The sequence below is a fragment of the Methylobacillus rhizosphaerae genome (genome assembly GCF_900187985.1).
In the GTDB taxonomy this organism is placed as follows: Bacteria; Pseudomonadota; Gammaproteobacteria; order Burkholderiales; family Methylophilaceae; genus Methylobacillus; species Methylobacillus rhizosphaerae.
In genome coordinates this window covers 80,827-102,263 of record NZ_FZOA01000002.1, presented here as the reverse complement: position 1 = coordinate 102,263, position 21,437 = coordinate 80,827, and the positions used below count along the sequence as shown (strand labels likewise).

Here is a 21,437-nt window from a genome sequence, read left to right as displayed (position 1 = left end):
ATGGCAGACCAGAAAAACTACATCACCCCGGAAGGCTACGCACGCCTGAAGGATGAATTTGAACAACTTTACAAGATTGAGCGCCCCAAGGTCGTCAGTGACGTTTCCTGGGCAGCAGGCAATGGCGACCGCAGCGAGAATGGCGACTACATCTACGGCAAGAAGCGCCTGCGCCAGATAGACTCGCGCCTGCGCTTTCTCATGAAACGCATGGATATTGCCGTTGTAGTTGATCCACAGACCCAGCAGGACCTGGAAAAAATCTATTTTGGCGCCTGGGTGGAGCTGTATTCACTGGACAAGGATAGTGAGCACCACTACCGCATCGTCGGTCAGGATGAACTGGATCCCGGCAAGGGATATATCAGCTGGATTTCGCCATTGGCACGCGCCATGCTCGGCAAACAACCCGGGGACGTGATCCGGGTAGCGACGCCAGCAGGCGAGGAAAGCTTTGAAGTCGTAGATGTCAGCTACCACGCACCGGATATCGGATGATCCAACGCTGGGATATTTTCTGCCGGATTGTCGATAATTTTGGCGATATCGGCGTCTGCTGGCGGCTGGCACGACAGCTGTCACAGGAATATGGTATCCATGTGCGGCTATGGGTCGACGATATCCCTGTCGCACAGCGCCTGCTTCCGGGGCTTGATGCCGGACTGCCACAACAGCAGCTCGAAGGTGTCACGATTGCCTGCTGGGACAATGATTTCATATGTGACAGCGTAGCTGAGGTCGTCATTGAGGCATTCGCCTGCGAGTTGCCTGCAAGCTATATACAGGCCATGGTGGCAACACCTCCTGTCTGGATTAATCTCGACTACCTCAGTGCGGAAACATGGGTCGAGGAATACCATCAACAGCCCTCGCCCCACCCCAGGCTACCCTTGAAGAAAACCTTTTTCTTCCCGGGCTTTACGGAGCGCACCGGCGGCCTGTTGCGCGAACACGACCTGCTGACACAACGCAAGCAGTATCAACTCTCCCTCCAGCAATTACAGCCGACCACTGATCATACATCGGCATTGCGCGTTTCGCTGTTTGCCTATCCACAAGCTGATATAGCAACCCTGCTGACCGGGATGGCCGCTAGTGAACGCCCTGTTCAGTGCCTGATCCCGGAAAGTAGCTTGTTGCAGCCTGTGAGCCATTTTTTCGGGAAATCGCGCCTTTGCGTGGGGGATTCCCTGACACAAGGCGCACTGACTGTCGAAGTTCTGCCTTTTCTCAGCCAGCCAGACTATGACCGCCTGTTGTGGTCGTGTGACCTCAATTTTGTACGGGGCGAAGATAGTTGGATTCGCGCCATCTGGGCAGGTAAACCTTTCATCTGGCAGCCTTACCTGCAGGAAGAAGATGCTCATATCATCAAGCTGGAGGCTTTCCTTGGACGCTATCTTTCTGGACTGGACACTGAAACAGCCAGCACATGGTCAGCATTCCATCACGCCTGGGCACATATGCAATTGGCCTCTGGCGACTGGCCTCAACTGCTCAAGATACTCCCCGCCGCACAAGCGCACACCATCTGCCAGGCACAATCCCTTGCTGAACAAGCAGATATGACTACCCAACTGGTCAATTTCGTGAGAAATTTCCAATAATTTCAGGTATAATGCGCGACTTTTTACCATTCACCATTTTTAAGTCCTAGGACATCACAATGAAAACAGCTCAGGAACTTCGCGTAGGCAACGTCTTTATGGTAGGCAACGACCCTATGGTCGTATTGAAGGCCGAATACAGTAAATCAGGCCGCAACTCTTCCGTGGTCAAGATGAAATTCAAGAATCTGCTCACAGAATCCCCGAGCGAAGCTGTCTACAAGGCTGATGACAAGTTTGATGTCGTGGTACTGGAAAAGAAGGAAGTTACCTACTCCTACTTCGCAGATCCCATGTACGTGTTCATGGATGCAGAATACAACCAGTATGAAGTTGAAGCGGAAACCATGGAAGATGCGCTCAAGTTCCTGGAAGACGGCATGGAATGTGAAGTCGTGTTCTACAACGGCAAACCTATCTCCGTTGAACTGCCAAACTCTGTAGTACGCGAAATCACCTACACTGAACCAGCCGTCAAGGGTGACACCTCAGGCAAAGTGATGAAACCAGCCAAAATCAACACCGGCTTCGAATTGCCAGTGCCTTTGTTCTGCGATATCGGTGACAAGATCGAAATCGACACCCGCACACTGGAATACAAGAACCGCGTGAAGTAAGCCTGCTGCCACACACAAAAAAGGGAACCCATGGGTTCCCTTTTTTTATTGGCTGTCATACTGCATCACAAAATCTGTGGGTAACCTTGTGCGCAGTCTGGGGAGAAAGCCATTAAGTAGCTGATATGATGCATGGAAATAAGCCTGCTCATTTTATAAGCACCAGCTCTGCCACAGTATTCATTTCATCATCAGCCAGCCTTGGCGCTACGCATTTTACTTGTCGCCAGTGAAGCAGCCGCAGTACGGGTTTCAACGCCCAGCTTGGCAAACACGTGCTCCATATGTTTATTGATGGTACGCGGGCTGGTGCCAAGGATATCGCCGATATCACGGTTGGTCTTGCCTCGAATCACCCAATACAGCACTTCTGACTCACGCTGCGTCAGGCCGAATGCCTGCATCAGGGCTTCAGTCTGTGCGGCATCGGATTCTTCGCGCAACAGGATAATCCACTGCTCTTCACTATCAAGGTCTGCCGGGGAAAAGACCAGGCGCCCGCCTCCCTGTACCACGGTCAGCGGATGCACCTCCATACCGCTGGTTTTCACGCTATCCAGCCATTTGAGGAATATAGCTGGCGTATGCGTTTCCGCATCAAGATCGCCAGACGTAAAATAACGCGTCATCCAGTCCCTTGCCAAAGGTGTCTGCCAGACAATACGCCCGCTGCCGGGTAATATGGCAATGGCAGCCTGCCCGAATGCATCCAGCGCCCCGCGTGTCTGGTGTATCTGCCGCGACGCCTGCAGGTGTGTGCTGATGCGTGCCAAGACTTCCGTGGTACGTATTGGCTTGGTGACGTAATCCGCCCCTCCGGCAGCAAAGCCTGCCACCACATGCTCGGACTCGGTCAGCCCAGTCATGAAAATCACCGGGATATGACGGGTATTGAGGTTGGCCTTAAGCCTGGTACAAACCTCAAAACCATCAAGACTCGGCATGATCGCATCCAGCAGGATGATATCGGGTCGCGCTTCTTCCGCACGCGCCAATGCCGCTTCCCCATTGTTGGCAACCAGCACCATGTAGCCCGATTCATCCAACGCATCATGCAGCACCGCCAGATTGTCCGGGACATCATCCACAATCAACACTACTACTGTTTCTTTTCTAACTGCCATCATTCACTTCTTCCAGCATTTTCTGCATTGCTTCCAGTTCAAACTGCTGTGACAACTTGCGCATGGCCGCAATAAATGTCGCATATTGACTATCTGTGCCGATCTCATCAAGCTTGCGGCTGATCCCGCGCACATATCCCATCTTGATCAATGCCATTAGTTCATCCCGATCGCCCTTGGACGGCGGTTCAACATCCGGTTCCTGCGTGACAGTAGATGCGTCGGGCTGGACCTGCCCAATATCAGTAATCCATTCCAGCTTCAACTGCTCCCCGACCCAGCGTAGCAATTCCATGACATTCACTGGCTTGACGATAAAATCCGATGCCGGGATGCCTGCCGTGTTTTCCAGCCCCTTGTCAAAGGCGTTGGCAGACACAATGGCAATCGGCACATCGGACTGGTGCACCTTGCGTATCATGTAGCTGGCTTCCCAACCATCCATATCCGGCATGGCAAGATCCATGAGAATCACATCAGGACGGAAGCCGGTATAGACCTGCAGGCATTCGCGACCACTGGCAGCTTCCGCTACCTCGAATCCCAACGGCTGCAGGATGTGCTTGAGCAGCTCACGGTCCACCTGCTCATTGTCGACCACCAGAATCCTGCGCCGTGCTCCTTTATAGGCTATGGGTGTGGGCATGGAGGCAGTTTCAATGTCTTCCTCCACCCTGACCTGTGAAAGAAACAGGCGGATACTGAATTGGCTGCCCTGTCCCAGGATACTTCTCGCAGTCAGCTGCCCACCCATGAGATCAGTCAGCATCTTGCTGATAGTCAGTCCCAGGCCGGTGCCTCCAATATTGCTCGTAGCGGCCGAACCTCTCGCAAACGGTTCGAACACTTTCTCGATTTCTTCCGGGGCGATACCGGGGCCCGTGTCGTCAATACTAATATTCAGCATTTCCCGCGCATAAACCAGCTTGAAGGAAACGCCGCCCTGCCGGGTGAACTTGACGGCATTGCCAAGGATGTTGATCAATATCTGGCTCAAGCGCTTCTGGTCGATACGCACCACCTTGGGAAGTTCGCCATGCTGTTCATAATGGAAACTGATACCTTTGTTACGCGCCTGTATTTCGAACATACTGACCAGTTGCTGTATGAACTCGGGGAAACGCACCAATCTCAGGTCAAATGCAAACTTTCCACTCTCGATACGTGCAATATCCAGCGTGCCTTCTATCAGGGATAGCAAGTGCTCCCCGCTGCGGCGGATGACACGGATGGATTGATGCCTGCTGTCAGGGATAGTAGGATCATTGTCCAGCAGCTGCGCATATCCCAGGATACTGTTCAACGGCGTACGCAGCTCATGGCTGATTCCAGTGATATACCGGCTCTTGGCCTGGTTAGCCTGTTCAGCCTGCTGCCGGGCCCGTTGCAGCTCCGCATCTGTCTGCCGGTGCAGGACAATTTCACGCTGCAACAAGTTGGTCTGGCGATTGGATTCCTCTTGCGCAACACGACGGCTCTCTGAAGTCAGCACAATCCACCAGGCAATAATGCCACTGGCGAAAGCCAGCGCCGCAAACACCTTGAAATATCCCAAGCGCAGCTCGGGCAGCAAAGCCTCCTTGGGGCCGGTAAATGTCAGGGACTCATGAAAATAAATCAAGCCGAACAAGGCACTCAGGAAGGCAAGTGTCACCGCCATCAATAGCAGGTAATGTCCCAGACCACTCTGCATCACCTCGGCCCACTTTTCCGGCAGTACCCGCCGCATCACCAGCTGCCATTGGTGTTCGATACGGCCTTGCGGCTTGCAGATATCGTTGCAACGCGCATCCAGCGAACAACACAGGGAACAGATGGCACCCTGATATGCCGGGCAATGCGCCATGTCCTCGACTTCATATTCCCTTTCGCAGATGCTACAACGCTGCACCTGTCTGCCTGGCTGGTAAATCACAGGATGACGGGCAATATAGTATTTTCCCTTTGTCAGCCAGGCGATCAAAGGCGAAGCCACCAGTGCAGAGACCAGCGCGATCATGGCGGAAAATGCTTCAGCCTCAAGACCGAATATGCCGAAAAAGGCAGCCACCGATAGCAATGAAGCAATCACCATCGCCCCGACCCCTACCGGGTTGATATCGTAAAGATAAGCCCGACGGAACTCGATTCCCTTGGGGCTCAGCCCTAGTGGTTTGTTGATGACCAGGTCAGCCACCACGGCCGTGATCCAGGAAATCGCAATATTGGAATACAGGCCCAAAACCTGTTCCAGCGCCTGGAACACATCCATCTCCATGAGGATAATGGCGATCATGGCATTGAATACCACCCATACCACGCGCCCCGGATGACTGTGGGTCAGGCGGGCAAAGAAATTGGACCATGCCAGAGATCCGGCATAGGCATTGGTCATGTTCACCTTGATCTGCGATATGACCACGAAAAAAACCGTGACCGCCAGCACGACTTCAGGGTTGGAGAACACCTGGCCGAAACCTGCCAGGTACATCTGGTTGGGATTCACCGCCTGTTCAAATGAATGAATATTCTCGACCGCCAGATAAGCAAGCAGCGCTCCCCCCAACATCTTGAGCATGCCAAGTGAAATCCATCCCGGCCCGGCCATCAATACCCCAAAATGCCAGCGAAAACGGTTCTTCCTGGTTTTCTGCGGCATGAAACGCAGAAAATCCACCTGTTCGCCGATCTGCGGAATTAATGCCATGCCCACCGCCATGGCTGTGCCAAACATCAGCAAGTTGAAATCACCGTCATAACCGGATTTGCCGGAAAATTCCGCTAGGCGGCTGATCACCCCAGGGTCTTTGTAGATAATGAAAATGTAAGGCAATGCCAGCAGCAATAACCAGATCGGCTGGGTAATCATCTGGATACGGCTGATCAAGGTGACGCCGTGCGTGACCAGCGGCACAATCAGCAACGCACTTACCAGGTATCCCACATAGAGCGGCAGCTCAAAATAAAGCTCCAGCGCATAGGCCATGATGGCCGCCTCCAGCGCAAACAGGATGAAGGTGAATGAAGCATAGACGAAGGATGAAATGGTCGAGCCTATATAGCCAAAGCCTGCCCCACGCGTGAGCAGGTCCATGTCCAGGCCATATTTTGCCGCGTAATAACTGATAGGCAGGCCGGTCATGAAAATGATCAGGGCAATCGCCAGAATGGCCCAGAGCGTATTGGTAAAACCATAATTGACCGCCAGCGTGCCACCAATGGCTTCCAGCACCAGAAAAGAAATAGCGCCGAATGCGGTATTGGCGACACGAAAAATCGACCATTTCCGGAAAGCCTTGGGCGTAAACCGCAAGGCGTAATCCTCCAGGGTTTCGTTGACTACCCAAGTATTGTAGTCCCGGCGCACCTTGACAATGCGCTGGGTGGGTTCTGTTGCTACAGCTTCCGCGTGCTGATCGTTAATAATGGCCATGTAGGCGTGTCATTTCCTGCGTTGAAACCTGAGTTGATTCCAGCAAGTTTCAAGCCAGATACGCACGATAATGACACAGGCGAGACCATCTGCACCCAACTTCCTCCCATCAACGCTCGCCGCATTTCCTTCAGGCTGGCGGCTACAGCATTACACCGCCAGGAAGCAAGCCCCGAGCACAATCATGGTGCAGCCGATGACAGATTGCACCAATCTAGGCAAGCGGCTGGCAGACAGACTCACTCCCACTCCATGTAGCAAGGCCGTTGCCAACAACATGCCCAGCATGACGTATGCCCCTTGCCCAGAAGATAGTTCGGCACCATGTGCCAGGCCATGTAACACAGCAAACAGCGCAACCAGGCCCAACTGTAACAAGCGCGGTAACCTGAAGCTGACTACCAGCAAGACACCTAGTGCCATCACACTGGCTGCCAGCAGTGTCTCAATCGGTGCCAGACTATAGCCCGTCATTCCCAGCAAGGCACCCAGCGCCATAACCACAACAAACGTCAGCGGCAATTGCCAACGTGCAGCACCACCAATTTTACCGGCCCAGACGCCAACTGCCAGCATTACCAACAGATGATCCAGTCCTGTCAGAGGATGCATAAAACCTGCTGAGAAACCATGAACAGCATGGCCCGGATGAGCCAATGCCAGAGGAGAAAATACCAGCAGCCCCAATGCTGCCAAACGCGCAATTTTCATATGATTATCCTTTGAATACATGCCCTAGAGCATCAATCCCTGCTTTTCAATAAAACTGACGATATCCTCCAGTCCTTTACCATCCTTGAGATTGGTAAAAATAAATGGTCGCTCGCCGCGCATCCTGCGCGCATCCCTGTCCATTATTTCAAGAGATGCTCCTACCATGGGTGCCAGGTCGATCTTATTGATGACCAGCAAATCGGACTTAGTGATACCAGGCCCCCCCTTGCGCGGAATCTTCTCCCCCGCGGCAACATCAATCACGTAGATTGTCAGGTCAGACAATTCCGGGCTGAAAGTTGCCGCCAGGTTGTCTCCCCCGCTCTCGACAAACACGATATCCAGCGGGTTGAAGCGCTCGCTCAGTTGCGCCACCGCCTCAAGATTCATCGATGCATCCTCGCGAATCGCCGTGTGTGGGCAGCCGCCCGTCTCTACTCCAATAATGCGCTCTGGCGCTAGGGCCTCGTTGTGCGTGAGGAACTCGGCATCCTCTCGGGTATAAATATCATTGGTTACCACCGCGATGTTGTACACATCGCGCAAACGCTGACACAAGGCCAAAGTGAGTGCCGTCTTGCCTGACCCGACCGGGCCACCTATCCCGACACGTAAAGGCTCCTTAATCTGCATCTTTTGCTTCCATCCTGGTTTGTGATTCAAAGTTACTGGCATTGCAAGCAAAAGTCCGGCCACTCCTACCCTAGACCTTGCCAGTCCCGAATTTTAATTTAGAAAACAAATCAAATTTTTATAGTCTATTTATAATAAAAATGTATTTTTTTATAAATAGACGTCAGGGTTTTTTGTATTAAACAGTTAAAGAGATATAGACACGAAAAAATCCAGCAAGTAGAACACGATCGTGTAGCTGGCAATACAACAAACCATCATGACCTGAACAAGCGGCTATATTGCGTTTCGTGCCTGCATCCCGCTATTGTCAGGATGGGGCAGAAATTGCTGATCATGAAATCCGGTAGGTGCATTGCCTCTTCCACCAATACAGAAATACTGTCCGCCACACTCAGCAATATTTTCTGCCCTGCCACCTGTCCCAGCGGCACTGCCTTCATCGCAGCACTAACCTGGTTTTCCAGCCACGACCAGGCATATGCCTGCAAGGCATCCTGCTCATCTATACCCCAAGCCTGACTGATGCCCGCATACAGAGCCGGGAATGAAGCACTTGGCAAAGCCTCCATCATCATCGTCCAGGCATCAGGCAAATCATCGAACTCCAGCAACAAGCGCTTGAGCGAATACCCCATCTGCCTGCTTTCGGCCAACGCCTCGGCATTGTCACGCCCAGCCAGGTAAAATGCATTCCAATCATTCAAAGCATCAGCATCACCGCTTTGCCACGCACGATAAAACCGGCTCAGCACAGGCAGCTCAAAACCACCTTGGTAAACCTGCAACACATCACCTATCCAGGCCTGAGCACTCACCAGGTCGTGCACCTCGCCCGATTCTATGCCCCACTCCAACCCCTGAGAGTAGCTGTACGCCCCGACCGGCAGCATCGGGCTTGCCAGTTGCAGCAGCCGCACCAGAGACTGGGACTTATTCATGCATCCTCAGGCGTGCCGGCTGGCGAATCGAAGGCACATCGCTGTCATCATGATGATGGCGATGCCCGCCGCCATATGCACCAGCCTCTGGCTCGAACGAGGCCATCTGCCCTTGCACCTGTACGCCCAGCCCGAGCAGCATTTCCTGCAATACATGATCCTGCTCCAGGCGCAGCCAGCCGTCACCAACCTCAAGCGGCACGTGGCGGTTGCCCAGATGGTAAGCCGCCCGCGCCAGTTCGCGTGGCGTCGCTGCCGTCACCCGCAATACAGGCTCATCTGCAGCAACCACCTGCACCACACGTCCATCCTCGGCCTGCAGCAAATCGCCGCCACGCAACACCGTGCCGCGCTCCAGCAGCAAAGCCGCCTCAGTGCCAGAAGCCAACACGACGCGCAAACGGCTCTTCTGTCTGCGGTCGAACGGCAGCACCAGTTGATCGTCAACCTGGCTGGCGGTTTCTATTTTCTTGCTGATTCCTAGCATGCTCAGTTTTCAAACTCTCCAAAATGGTCATACCACAAGCGCTCAATAAAGCGATTCTGACTAGGCGCTTTGCCGTAGACGTACACTTCAACACCCTCAACTCTTACTTGAGCGTGCAGACTGGCGTTCCTGGCAAGGCGCTTTAGCGCAGACAGTACGCTTAGTACGGCAAGCTAAAGCAACGCCGCCAGGGACGCTAGTCTGTGCGCGTCAAAACAGGAAGTAGCGTTGGGCTAGAGGAAGTATTTCTGCCGGCTCACAACTCAACACCATGCCATCCGCCCGTACCTCATAGGTTTCCGGATCCACATCAATCTCCGGCATCCAGCCGTTGTGCACCATGTCCGTTTTCTTCACGCCACGCGTGCCCTTGACCGCGACCAATGGTTTTTTCAGGTTCAATGCCGCCACTTCCGGGTTGCTCAATGCCGCCTGGGAAACAAATGTCACCGAAGTCTGCAATGCCCCACCGTATGAACCAAACATTGGGCGGTAATGCACGGGCTGCGGCGTCGGGATGGAAGCGTTGGCGTCGCCCATCACAGCAGCCGCGATCATGCCACCCTTGAGGATGGTGGAAGGCTTGACGCCGAAAAATGCCGGACGCCAGAGCACCAGATCAGCCAACTTTCCAACTTCGATCGAGCCGACGATGTGGGCGATGCCGTGCGTCAATGCCGGGTTGATCGTGTATTTGGCGATATAGCGCTTGATGCGAAAGTTGTCGTTGCGCTCGCTATCCTGCTCCAGCGGGCCACGCTGTACTTTCATCTTATGCGCGGTCTGCCAGGTGCGAATCACCACCTCACCCACGCGGCCCATGGCCTGCGAGTCTGAGGACATCATGGCAAACGCGCCGAGATCATGCAGGATATCCTCTGCCGCGATGGTTTCGCGACGGATGCGGCTCTCGGCAAATGCTACGTCCTCGGCAATCGCCGGGTCGAGGTGATGGCAGACCATGAGCATATCCAGATGCTCGTCTATGGTGTTGATGGTAAAAGGCCGGGTCGGGTTGGTCGACGACGGCAATACGTTGGGATATCCCGCCGCACGGATGATGTCCGGCGCATGGCCGCCGCCCGCGCCCTCAGTATGAAAGGTATGGATAGTGCGGCCCTTGAACGCATCCAGCGTGGTCTCGACGAAACCAGATTCATTGAGAGTATCGGAATGAATCGCTACCTGCACATCCATTTCCTCAGCGATGCTCAGGCAATTATCAATCGCAGCAGGCGTCGTGCCCCAATCTTCATGCAGCTTGAGCCCGACCACGCCTGCCTCGACCTGCTCACGCAACGGTTGCGGCAGACTGGCATTACCCTTGCCGAGAAAACCCAGGTTCATCGGAAACGCATCTGCCGATTGCAACATACGGTGGATATGCCAGGGGCCGGGCGTACAAGTTGTGGCAAAGGTGCCAGTCGCCGGACCAGTGCCGCCGCCTATCATGCTGGTGACGCCGGACATCAATGCTTCCTCGATCTGTTGCGGACAGATGAAATGGATGTGAGTGTCGATGCCCCCCGCAGTAACGATCATGCCCTCGCCTGCGATAACCTCGGTACCCGCACCAATGGCAATCCCCACGCCAGGCTGGATATCGGGATTTCCCGCTTTACCGATGGCAGAGATATAACCGCCCTTGATGCCGATATCGGCCTTGACGATGCCCCAATGGTCGACGATCAGCGCATTGGTAATCACCGTATCCGCCACTTCGCTCGCCAAACCTTGGCCTTGCCCCATGCCGTCGCGTATCACCTTGCCGCCGCCGAACTTCACCTCCTCGCCGTAGATGGTGTAATCCTGCTCCACCTCCAACCATAGCTCGGTATCAGCCAGGCGCACACGGTCACCCACCGTTGGGCCGAACATCTCGGCATAGGCACGCTTGTCGATATTCACACTCATTTCAGCACTCCCATCACCTTGCCAGCAAAGCCATACACTTCGCGCTTACCGCTCAAGGCCACCAATTGCACCGTACGGCTCTGTCCCGGCTCGAAACGCACCGCCGTACCTGCCGCAATGTCGAGGCGGAAGCCATAAGCCTGTTGCCGCTCGAACGACAAAGCTTCATTGGCCTCGTAAAAATGGTAATGCGAACCTACCTGGATCGGTCGGTCGCCCGTATTCGCCACCTCCAGCGTCACTGTCTCGCGCCCGTCGTTGAGCAGGATTTCGCCTGCGTCTATTTTCATTTCACCTGGGATCATGCTGGATACTCCAATGATCAATGTTTTGTTTTTCGTTTTACGCCAATCTCAGCATGGTGCTGCAAACGTGGAGGGCAAGACACAAATTCGCAGACAGTACATATTGAGTACGGCAAGAATTTGTAACGCCGCCATCCGCGCTTGCAGCGCCATGCTTAGGGAATCGGTTGGTGGACGGTGACTAATTTCGTCCCATCCGGAAAAGTCGCCTCCACCTGTATCTCTGGAATCATCTCCGGCACGCCTTCCATCACATCGTCACGGCTCAGCAAGGTCGCGCCATACCCCATCAATTCCGCCACCGTCTTGCCGTCACGCGCGCCCTCCATGATCGCGGCGCTAATGAATGCAATCGACTCCGGGTAATTCAGCTTGAGGCCACGCTCCTTGCGGCGCTCTGCAACCAATGCTGCGGTAAAGATCAGCAGCTTGTCTTTTTCTCTTGGGCTCAGTTCCATCAATCTTTCTTCTTTATCAATTCAATTTAACGCCAGGCTCAGGTATTCCATATCCGTGGCCTGATGGCAAGGCGTGCCGCATACCACGGCCGGAGCACTTGCCAGAGCTGTTCAAAATACTCCCTTGCCGCCTCCGAGGAACGACCAACATAACGTGCCGAAAATATCTCCGGCAAGGCAGTCACACCATAATGCGCATCGCCGCGCGGCTCGATTGCCCGACAGTTTGCGACAATCTCCGCAGGTACCGCTCCTGCGGCAACCACCAGACTGCCATTGACCGGCATACCCCTCAAACCAATACCAGAACGCATTAGCAGACTTTGCGGCTGGATAAACAGGCGCTCGTTCCAGATCAAGCACCCTTCACGCCGCACTTGCATCACCTGACGCAACTCCCCCTCACGCCACTGTTCCCCCCGTGCCTGGCGACCAAAACAAACAATGTCCCAGCCACAGAACACGGCCCCCTCAGCCAGGTCGATTTCACTGCTGAAGCGCACATCGCTGCCGTCGAACAGGATATTCTCCTGCGGCAGCCATTCCAGGCAGCTATTGGCAGCCAGTCGGAAACATATATTCTGACTCGCGCTCAACTGGTTAGCCTTGTACCATTTGCCAGCGCCCGGCGTAGTCAACAAGGCTTTAGCTGATGCTCCCAGGGTTGCCTGCAATTGCAACTGGTCGCCGCCCGCCGCCCCGCCCGGCGGATGGATGATGATGCCGTGGCAGACCTCGCCTCCTTCCGGGTAAAGCATTTTCTGTACCACCAGCGGCCCTTGGTGGCGTTTTCCTACCAGCGTCGTCCGCCCGGCCTTGGCTGCAAAATCGAGCGCCAGCATGGCCTGCCAGCGCTTGTTCATCCATGCCATCCTTGTTGTTTGTGAGTCATCCATCGGCAGCATCCTGCCATAAAAACGCCAGCATCTCGAAATCAATCACTCATTATTGAACCTTCTCTCACGTTCAAAACAATCAAAAAAGCCAGCGCAGCGGTGCTGACAAGGCGCGCGAACGCAAACAGTACGATAAGTACGGCAAGTGAGCGCAACGCCGCCAGCAGGCTGTTTTGTTTGTTTTCCTATACGGAGAGGTAGCCTTTGATCTTGGCCGCATCCACCTCGCTGCGCTTGTTTTCATGAATGAAGTTGCCCTTGTCAATGACGATGATACGGTCCGCGATCTCCATGGTGAAGCTCAGCACCTGCTCCGAAACAATGATCGTGATCTCGCGCATCTTACGGATTTCATTCAGCACCTTGGCAATGTCCTTGATGATGGAGGGCTGGATACCCTCAGTAGGCTCATCCAGTAACAAGACCTTGGGGTTGGTTACCAATGCCCGGGCGATTGCCAACTGCTGTTGCTGGCCGCCGGAAAGGTTGCCACCTTTGCGGTTTCTCATGTCATAAAGTACAGGAAACAGAGCAAATATATCTTCAGGAATTTCACGGTTTTTGGATTTTTCCAGGCCGGTCTCAATATTTTCCTGCACAGTCATGGTCGGGAAGATCATACGGCCCTGCGGCACATAGGCCAGACCTTTCTGCACGCGCTGAAAGGTTTCGCTGCCGCCGATATCCACGCCGTCCACGCTGGCTTTCTTGCTCTTGCTTGGCAGGATGCCCATGAGCGATTTGAACAAAGTCGTCTTGCCCATACCGTTGCGGCCCATGATCGCCAAGGTTTCATTCTTGGCAGCAGTAAAGCTGATGCCGTGAATAACTTCGCTTTGTCCATAGCTGACTGTCAGGTCTTCAATCTCAATCATTTCCTATCCTTTCGTTGTCCGGGCTAGCGGCGCGATTTGAATACATCGCGCCGAATCTTGCATGCATTAGTGTCCCAGATAGACCTCAATCACTTTTTCGTTGGCCTGCACCTTGTCCATGGCTCCCTCGGCAAGAATCTTGCCCTGGTGCAGCACTGTGACCTTGTGCGCGATCTTCTTGACGAACTCCATGTCGTGCTCGATCACGATCACGGAGCGATTCTGGCAGATGCGGTTCAAAAGCTCCGCCGTCTGGTCGCGCTCTTTGGCACTCATGCCTGCCACCGGCTCGTCCAGCATCAGCAGTTCCGGTTCCTGCATCAGCAGCATGCCGATCTCCAACCATTGCTTCTGACCGTGGCTCAGCAGTGCAGCCTCCATGCCCAGGATGTCTTCCATCATGATTTCCCTGGCAATCTTGCGCACCTGTGCCACCACTTCATCGCTGCGCTTGAAGAACAGACTGCCGAACACCCCACGGCCCTTGGGGTATGAAACTTCCAGGTTCTGGTACACCGTGAGGTTTTCGTAGATCGACGGCGTCTGGAACTTGCGTCCTACCCCGGCCCGTACGATCTCGTGCTCGGAAAGCCTGGTCAGCTCGCGGTTCTTGAACTTGATCGAACCAGCGGTGGACTTGGTCTTGCCGCAGATCAGGTCCAGTACCGTGGTCTTTCCCGCGCCGTTAGGTCCGATCACCACACGCAGTTCGTTCTTGTCGATGTACATATTGAGCTTGTCGACCGCCTTGAAACCGTCGAACGATACGGTCAGATCTTCGACTGCCAGTACAAAATCGGTGTTACTCATGCTTTTACCCCCGCTTCCTTGGTTTCAACCAGCACTGTTTCAGCCTTTCTGGCCTTCGGTGATTCTTCAGACAATTTGCGCAGGAAAGGTACTTTCTTCGCATACTTGTCGTAGATACCTGCCAGACCATTCGGGAAGAACATCACCACAGCGATGAACAAGCCACCCATGAGGAACAACCACAGCTCTGGATAGGTTTCGGAGAACATGGTCTTGCCCGCATTCACCAGCAAGGTGCCATATACCGCTCCAATCAGGGACATGCGACCACCCACGGCTGCGAAGATCACCATTTCAATCGAAGGCACAATACCGATGAAAGTGGGTGACATGAAACCAACCTGTAAAGTAAACATCGCACCGCCAATTGCCGAGATCATGGCGGACAGGCAGAAGATGAATATCTTGAAGTTGGACACATCGTAACCAGAGAAGCGTACGCGCTCCTCCTTATCGCGCATCGCCAACAGCAGCATGCCGAACTTGCTGCTGAGGACATAGCGCGAAAGCAGGATGCAGCCGATCAGCAATGCTGCGTTCACGTAATACAACACATACTTGGCACTATCAGTGCGAATATCCCAGCCCAACAAGGTCTTGAGATCGGTAATACCATTCACGCCGCCGGTATAGCCTTGCTGACCGATGATGAGGATGCTCAGAATCAGCGCAATCGCCTGAGTAATGATGGCGAAATACACTCCACCAACACGACGCTTGAACATGGCGTAACCAATCAGGAAGGCAAACAATGTTGGCACAATCAGGATTGCCAGAATGGTGAGCGGCAAGCTCTTGAACGGCTCCCAGAACCATGGCAGGGCCGTGAGCTGGTTCCAGTCCATGAAGTCAGGAATACCAGGGGTGGACTGGATCGCAGTGCTTACCGGGTCGGAGGCCTCCAGTTTGAGGAACATCGCCATCGCATAGCCACCGAGGCCGAAGAAGATGCCCTGCCCCAGGCTCAGGATACCGCCGTTACCCCACAGCAGCACCAGGCTGACCGCGACGAAGGCATAAGTGAGGTACTTACCGACCAATCCAAGACGGAAGGGATCCAAGCCCAGCGGCAACAGCACCAGGATGAGGGCGGCGAGAATACCAAGGCCGATAGCTCCCTGCTTTCCGCCTAGTATTTTGCTTAATGTTTCATTCATATTATTCCCCTTACTTACGTACTTTGGATGCAAACAGACCTTCCGGACGCATCATGAGGATGCCGACGATCACCATCAGAGTCGCGACCTTGCCCATGGAGCTGGTCATGAAGAACTGCAGGATGGATTGCGCCTGAGCGATGCCGAAGGCGGAAGCTATCGTGCCTAATACGCTGGCTGCGCCGCCGAACACGACGACCATGAAGCTGTCGACGATGTAGAGCGAGCCTGTGGTAGGGCCGGTGGAAGCAATCGTGGTGAATGCTGCACCCGCCACACCAGCGATACCGCAGCCAAGCGCAAAGGTCACACGGTCAACCTTCTTGGTATTGATACCAACCGCGCCAGCCATCACTCGGTTCTGCACCGTGGCGCGCACACGCAGGCCCCAGCGGGAACGGAACATGAAGAGAAAAACACCCAATGTGACCACCGCGGCCAGCACCAGTACAAACACTCCATTGATCGGAATATCAATATCAGGCGTCGGCTGGAAGGAACCCATGAGCCATTCTGGCAACACGGCGCTAACCTCCTTGGCACCAAAAGTGGAACGAAAAATCTGCTGCATCACCAAACTCAACCCCCAGGTGGCAAGCAAAGTATCGAGCGGCCGCTTGTACAAGTGCCGTATCAGGGCAAACTCGACGATATAGCCAATAATGAACGCCACAATGAACGCGGCAACAATCGCAAACAGGAAGTAGTAATTGACGATTCCGTAAGTCTCGGCCACTCGGGAAAGAAACACGGTGGTATAGGCGCCTATCGCCATGAATTCGCCATGGGCCATGTTAATCACGCCCATTTGCCCGAAGATGATCGCCAGGCCAAGTGCCATCAGGAGAAGCACGCTGAACAGGCTCAGCCCTGAGAAAGCCTGCATGACAACGATATTGCCTATCTCTGCCATTGAATAATCAAACATAATCGGCCTCCAGCCTTTTACTTACAGAAGATTTATTGCACTTACACATCGCAACAACCCCTTGCAGAGTTGTTGCGGTATTGCACTTAATGAAACACTGAACGCTTACTGGTAGCCCTTGGGGAATGGATCAGGCTTGATCAGGTCAGATTCGTAGACCACTTCAGCCTGGCCATTAGCCAGCCATTTACCCACGCGCAGCTTGCTTTCCAGGTGATGGTTGGAATCAACCTTGACATAGCCTTCAGGCGCTTCCTTGAACTCATAGCCAGGCAAGGCGGCAACTGCCTTGTCCACGTCGAAGCTACCGGCACGCTCCACTGCAGCCTTCCACAGCCATGGGCCAAGGTAAGCAGCCTGCGTCACGTCGCCGATCACAGCCTTGGGACCCCACATCTTCTTGAACTCGGCAACGAACTTCTCGTTGTTAGCGTTCTTCAGCGACTGGAAGTACTTCATCGCAGAGTAGAAGCCTTCGAGGTTCTCGCCACCGATGCCCAGGACTTCGTCCTCAGTCACGGAAATGGTCAGCATGTTCTGCTTCTTGGAATTGAGGCCCGCAGCGTTCAACTGCTTGAACCATGCCACGTTGCTGCCGCCCACCACTGCTGCGTAGATCACGTCAGGCTTCTTCAGCTTGATCTTGTTGATGACTGAGCCGAACTGGGTATCGCCCAGGGCGATGTATTCTTCACCCACGACCTTGCCACCAAGATGCTGCTCAATGTGCTTGCGGGCTATCTTCATGGAAGTACGCGGCCAAATGTAGTCAGAACCGATCAGGTAGAAGGTTTTTGCCTTCTTTTCCTTGGCGATCCAATCCAGGCCAGCCAGGATTTGCTGTGTGGCTTCCTGTCCGGTGTAGAACACGTTCTTGGATTGCTCCAGCCCTTCATAGAAAGTCGGGTAGAACAACAGGCCATTGTCCTTCTCGAACACTGGCAGTACCGCCTTACGTGAAGCGGAAGTCCAGCAACCGAACACGGCGGCTACCTTGTCCTTTTCCAGCAGCTTCTTGGATTTTTCGGCGAATGTCGGCCAATCGCTGGCACCATCTTCCTGGACAACCTCGATCTTGCGACCCAGTACGCCGCCCATGGCGTTGATCTGGGCGATAGCCAGCTTCTCAGCCTGGATGGAACCGGTTTCGCTGATCGCCATGGTGCCAGTGGATGAATGCAGGATACCGACCTTGACTGTGGTGTCGGTCACTGCCAGCTTGGTGGTGTTAACCTTGGCAGTCGCGAAGTCTGCCGCATAAGCACTGCCGGAAACAATACCTGCTGCAAGCATGGCTCCCATCAAGGCGCCTGCCTTGGTGATGAACTGGCGTCGATTTGTCTTACTCATCAGATTTCTCCTGAAAAAACTAAAAAAGTGGGGTGATCAATTAACTTAATATCTGGGATGTTCAGCATTGTGCGAGAGCAAGGCGCGCCGACGCAGACAGTACAAACCAGGTACGGCAAGGAGGCGCAACGCCGCTATCGTGCAATGCTGGGACATCCCTAATGCCCCAACATCCAAGGGCGGGCCGTCTTTTTCGTCTGCATCTGCAATAAGCTTCCTTTCTCTTTTCCCTGAGCGGATTTCTTGGAAGTGGATGACGAACTACAAGTGTGAGTCCCACTACATCCGCAGCTGGAGCGGCGCGTGGACCGGGGCTCATGGGCAGATTTTTCATTGCGTTCATGCGCACTTCGCTGAGCCTTGCCCATGATGGCCAGACGCGGTGCCGAAAGAATGCGCTCGCTCAACTCGCCGCAATCCGGACAGATCACGGGATCACTGGATGTGCTCATCTTCCCCAGTGCGGAAAACACGCCGCACTCGTCGCATCGATATTCATACATAGGCATGGCTGCTCCCCTTGTGCTTTCAAATCGTCAATCAAGAAATCTGCTATCAGGATGTCTTGGCAACATCCACATTGCCGGTGATGATCTTCACTGGCCCGTCAGCATTCGGCTTCAGGTCGAAATCAAATATCTCCGTTGGCAGCCACAGGGTGGCGCAGGCATTCGGGATATCCACCACGCCACTGATATGGCCTTCCACCGGTGCCGTGCCGAGAATCGCCACCGCCTGTTCGCCGCTGTAGCCAAACTTCTTCAGGTACTCAATCGCATTCAAGCAAGCCTGGCGGTATGCAACCTGTACATCAAGGTAATGCTGCTTACCTTGTTCATCGACAGAGATACCTTCAAAAATCAGGTAGTCACGATAGTTAGGTGTCAATGGACTAGGCTGAAACAATGGGTTCTTCACACCATATTTCTTCACCCCGTCCTTGATCAGGCTCACCTTGATATCCAGGTAACCAGCCATTTCAATCGCACCACAGAACGTAATCTCACCATCGCCCTGGGAGAAGTGCAGGTCACCCATGGAGAGACCGCCATCCTTCACATACACTGGGAAGAAAATCTTTGAACCCTTGGTCAGGTTCTTGATATCGCAATTGCCGCCGTGGTCACGTGGCGGCACGGTGCGCGCGCCCTCTTTCGCTGCTGCCTTGGCATCTTCACCAGCCAAACGTCCCATGACGGCACCGGTTTCATTCGGCGGTAATGCCAGTGCAGGCACGCGATCTGGATCAGTGGCAATCAGGTCCGCCTCACGCTTGTTCCATGTATCCAGCAACTCGCGGGATGGTAGGCAACCAATCAGGCCGGGATGCATGATGCCGGCAAACTTGACGTTGGGCACATGACGGGAAGTCGTATAGATGCCGTGGAAATCCCAGATACTCTTGGAAGCATCTGGATAGTGATCCGTCAGGAAACCGCCACCATTGTTCTTGTCGAACAATCCGTTGAAACCCCATTGCTGGTCCGCCAGTGTGCCTATCTCCAGGATTTCCACCACCATGAGATCACCCGGCTCAGCGCCTTCGACACCGATCGGGCCGCTCAGGTAATGCACCTGCAACAAGTCCACATCGCGGATATCATTTGCGCTGTCGTTGTTGCCAATCTGCCCGCCCGTCCAATCCATGCACTCGACACGGAATTCATCACCAGGCTTGACCATCGCCACCATCGGCAAATCAGGGTGCCAACGGTTATGGATCTGTCCATCCTGTTCCCAGGCTGGCTTGTCAAAATCCAGCTTAATCAATGTCTTCATCTGTACGTCTCCTTTAACAACTAAACTCACGACAGCCGCCATCTCAGCTAAGGATGACGGCCATCCCCCAACTAGAATTGCAACTGCAGGCCGACCGTGAATTTGTCGATATCACTGGCATTTTCAGTCTTGGTCTTGGTGTACACAGTACTGATACGGGCGTTATGGCCATCAATGATGTAGTTCAGGCCAAGGTCATACTCCTTGACGTCCGGGTTGAAGAGCGTGCCGCTCTCGGCAGTGAATTTCTGGTAGCGCGCATAAGGCTGGAACTTGCCCCAGCCAATGGTATCGTTGAACATCCATGACACCAGGCCAAGATATGCCTTGCCTGACTTTGCCCCATCAGGGTCAGCATTGACTGCCGTATTGCTGAAGTCATATTTGTAGGCAGCACCTTCAAGATTCAGCACCCCTGCAGTAAACTTCTTCTCCAACAAGGCATCAATGTTGTAGGCCAGGTAGTCATCGCTGGCACCGATAGCACCTACGGCATCTTTCTGGTACATGCCAACCAGGGCAACAGACAGCACATCCTTGCCGTAATAGGCACTGCTGGTGTAATACGCCGGGTCATTGCCTGCATCCCAGAAGTCATACTGGATACGCCCGCTGTACATCAGATTGTCGGAACGGTTGGGGCTGGCAGCACCAGTGAACGATGAAGCCCGGTTACCTTCATAAGCACCCACGGAATACACCAGACGCTTGTCCAGCAACTTGCCCCAGACTGTGACACCCACATCCCGGCCTACAAACTTGTTCTGATAACGGGAAACCACGCCAGGATAAGACCAGGCATTGAGGAAGAACGGGCCATCCAGGTTGGCACGGTCAGTAGGTGGCAATAATTGCCCCATCCAGATATTGAACTCATCCATGAACTCGAACTGTAGATAAGCATCCAGGGTACGGATGCTGTCCTGTCCATCCGCAGCACTTGTCGTGGTATAAGTGTTGAAAGTCCCCTTGATGTATTTATTGAAGGACGCATTGATATAGATACGCGCATCATCCACATCAAAATCCTTGGAGCGCGAACTGCCATTGGGCGCGCCATCCTTCACACTGGTAAATGCAGTCCGGACTCCTAGGCCGATACTGATGGACTTATCTTCGCCAAACGTGATCGTGCCAGCTGCCTGGGAGCTCATGGATGGCAATGCAGCAGATGCTGCCACTGCGGCCATGAGCGCACATTTCTTCAACTTGAATTTCATTTCCCTTACCCCTTTTAAAGTTTCACCAAAAACCATTAACCCGTAACGTGAACTACCCGCTAAATCTTTTCGTGTTGCCAGATTAGCGATTGAGGGGCACGGCTTGAATACGTCATATTGCGTACATGACGAGATGAACTAGCGTGATAACTTGAGTCCAGGCAAACACCGGCAGGACTGATTGCAGGCTGCCCACTCAGGGAGGGAAAC

Annotated in this window: 21 protein-coding genes; 3 read left to right on the top strand and 18 right to left on the bottom strand. The window is 53.8% G+C overall.

The genetic code is table 11. The annotated features are described in order from the left end of the window. From greB to efp, 3 genes are read left to right on the top strand one after another with little or no spacing between them, the layout of a single operon-like run. A complete protein-coding gene (gene greB / locus CHB59_RS02715; RefSeq protein WP_089374704.1) occupies nt 1–498 on the top strand; it encodes a transcription elongation factor GreB in 498 nt (165 codons plus the stop codon). Then, entirely contained in the window at nt 495–1,607 is a 1,113-nt protein-coding gene (gene earP / locus CHB59_RS02710) for an elongation factor P maturation arginine rhamnosyltransferase EarP (RefSeq protein WP_089374703.1), read from the top strand. Before greB ends, earP begins: the two co-directional genes overlap by 4 nt. 59 nt (nt 1,608–1,666) lie before the next feature. Then, nucleotides 1,667–2,224 (top strand): elongation factor P, encoded by a 558-nt coding sequence (efp, locus tag CHB59_RS02705; RefSeq protein WP_089374702.1) that lies wholly within the window; start codon nt 1,667–1,669, stop codon nt 2,222–2,224. 191 nt (nt 2,225–2,415) lie between these two features. On the opposite strand, the gene CHB59_RS02700 is transcribed toward efp, so the two are convergent. The 18 genes from CHB59_RS02700 to CHB59_RS02615 form a co-directional block, all read right to left on the bottom strand. Continuing rightward, complete coding sequence (locus CHB59_RS02700; RefSeq protein WP_089374701.1) at nt 2,416–3,351, bottom strand: response regulator transcription factor; 936 nt, start codon at nt 3,349–3,351, stop codon at nt 2,416–2,418. Next, nucleotides 3,338–6,760 carry a hybrid sensor histidine kinase/response regulator gene (locus CHB59_RS02695; protein WP_089374700.1) on the bottom strand — a complete coding sequence of 1,141 codons (3,423 nt, stop codon included), beginning with the start codon at nt 6,758–6,760 and terminating at the stop codon, nt 3,338–3,340. The genes CHB59_RS02700 and CHB59_RS02695 overlap by 14 nt, the downstream gene beginning before the upstream one ends. 150 nt (nt 6,761–6,910) lie before the next feature. Continuing rightward, on the bottom strand, nt 6,911–7,471 hold the full coding sequence (locus CHB59_RS02690) for a HupE/UreJ family protein (RefSeq protein WP_089374699.1): 561 nt from the start codon (nt 7,469–7,471) through the stop codon (nt 6,911–6,913). Nucleotides 7,472–7,495: 24 nt separating this feature from the next. Next, entirely contained in the window at nt 7,496–8,107 is a 612-nt protein-coding gene (gene ureG / locus CHB59_RS02685) for an urease accessory protein UreG (RefSeq protein ID WP_179212048.1), read from the bottom strand. 257 nt (nt 8,108–8,364) lie between these two features. Further along, on the bottom strand, nt 8,365–9,048 hold the full coding sequence (locus CHB59_RS02680) for an urease accessory protein UreF (protein ID WP_089374697.1): 684 nt from the start codon (nt 9,046–9,048) through the stop codon (nt 8,365–8,367). Beyond that, nucleotides 9,041–9,535: an urease accessory protein UreE gene (gene ureE / locus CHB59_RS02675; RefSeq protein WP_089374696.1), complete on the bottom strand. Its 495-nt coding sequence runs from the start codon at nt 9,533–9,535 to the stop codon at nt 9,041–9,043. The genes CHB59_RS02680 and ureE overlap by 8 nt, the downstream gene beginning before the upstream one ends. A 210-nt stretch (nt 9,536–9,745) precedes the next feature. Further along, nucleotides 9,746–11,449 carry an urease subunit alpha gene (gene ureC, locus CHB59_RS02670; protein ID WP_089374695.1) on the bottom strand — a complete coding sequence of 568 codons (1,704 nt, stop codon included), beginning with the start codon at nt 11,447–11,449 and terminating at the stop codon, nt 9,746–9,748. Continuing rightward, the gene (locus CHB59_RS02665) at nt 11,446–11,754 is read right to left on the bottom strand and encodes an urease subunit beta (RefSeq protein ID WP_089374889.1); all 309 of its coding nucleotides are present in this window, start codon (nt 11,752–11,754) and stop codon (nt 11,446–11,448) included. Before CHB59_RS02665 ends, ureC begins: the two co-directional genes overlap by 4 nt. A 155-nt stretch (nt 11,755–11,909) precedes the next feature. Then, nucleotides 11,910–12,212, bottom strand: coding sequence for an urease subunit gamma (gene ureA, locus CHB59_RS02660; RefSeq protein WP_089374694.1), 303 nt, complete (start codon nt 12,210–12,212; stop codon nt 11,910–11,912). Nucleotides 12,213–12,250: 38 nt separating this feature from the next. After that, nucleotides 12,251–13,075: an urease accessory protein UreD gene (locus CHB59_RS02655; protein ID WP_245835015.1), complete on the bottom strand. Its 825-nt coding sequence runs from the start codon at nt 13,073–13,075 to the stop codon at nt 12,251–12,253. 218 nt (nt 13,076–13,293) lie between these two features. Then, nucleotides 13,294–13,983 carry an urea ABC transporter ATP-binding subunit UrtE gene (gene urtE, locus CHB59_RS02650; protein WP_089374692.1) on the bottom strand — a complete coding sequence of 230 codons (690 nt, stop codon included), beginning with the start codon at nt 13,981–13,983 and terminating at the stop codon, nt 13,294–13,296. Between the two features lie 66 nt (nt 13,984–14,049). After that, the gene (gene urtD, locus CHB59_RS02645; protein WP_089374691.1) at nt 14,050–14,793 is read right to left on the bottom strand and encodes an urea ABC transporter ATP-binding protein UrtD; all 744 of its coding nucleotides are present in this window, start codon (nt 14,791–14,793) and stop codon (nt 14,050–14,052) included. Beyond that, on the bottom strand, nt 14,790–15,950 hold the full coding sequence (gene urtC / locus CHB59_RS02640) for an urea ABC transporter permease subunit UrtC (RefSeq protein ID WP_089374690.1): 1,161 nt from the start codon (nt 15,948–15,950) through the stop codon (nt 14,790–14,792). Before urtC ends, urtD begins: the two co-directional genes overlap by 4 nt. Nucleotides 15,951–15,960: 10 nt before the next feature. Then, complete coding sequence (gene urtB, locus CHB59_RS02635; RefSeq protein ID WP_089374689.1) at nt 15,961–16,878, bottom strand: urea ABC transporter permease subunit UrtB; 918 nt, start codon at nt 16,876–16,878, stop codon at nt 15,961–15,963. A 105-nt stretch (nt 16,879–16,983) separates the two neighbouring features. Further along, nucleotides 16,984–18,228 carry an urea ABC transporter substrate-binding protein gene (gene urtA / locus CHB59_RS02630; RefSeq protein ID WP_089374688.1) on the bottom strand — a complete coding sequence of 415 codons (1,245 nt, stop codon included), beginning with the start codon at nt 18,226–18,228 and terminating at the stop codon, nt 16,984–16,986. Between the two features lie 158 nt (nt 18,229–18,386). After that, on the bottom strand, nt 18,387–18,737 hold the full coding sequence (locus CHB59_RS02625; RefSeq protein WP_089374687.1) for an FmdB family zinc ribbon protein: 351 nt from the start codon (nt 18,735–18,737) through the stop codon (nt 18,387–18,389). Between the two features lie 46 nt (nt 18,738–18,783). After that, on the bottom strand, nt 18,784–20,007 hold the full coding sequence (gene fmdA / locus CHB59_RS02620; protein ID WP_089374686.1) for a formamidase: 1,224 nt from the start codon (nt 20,005–20,007) through the stop codon (nt 18,784–18,786). Nucleotides 20,008–20,078: 71 nt separating this feature from the next. Further along, entirely contained in the window at nt 20,079–21,227 is a 1,149-nt protein-coding gene (locus tag CHB59_RS02615; protein WP_089374685.1) for a porin family protein, read from the bottom strand. Nucleotides 21,228–21,437: the final 210 nt, after the last annotated feature.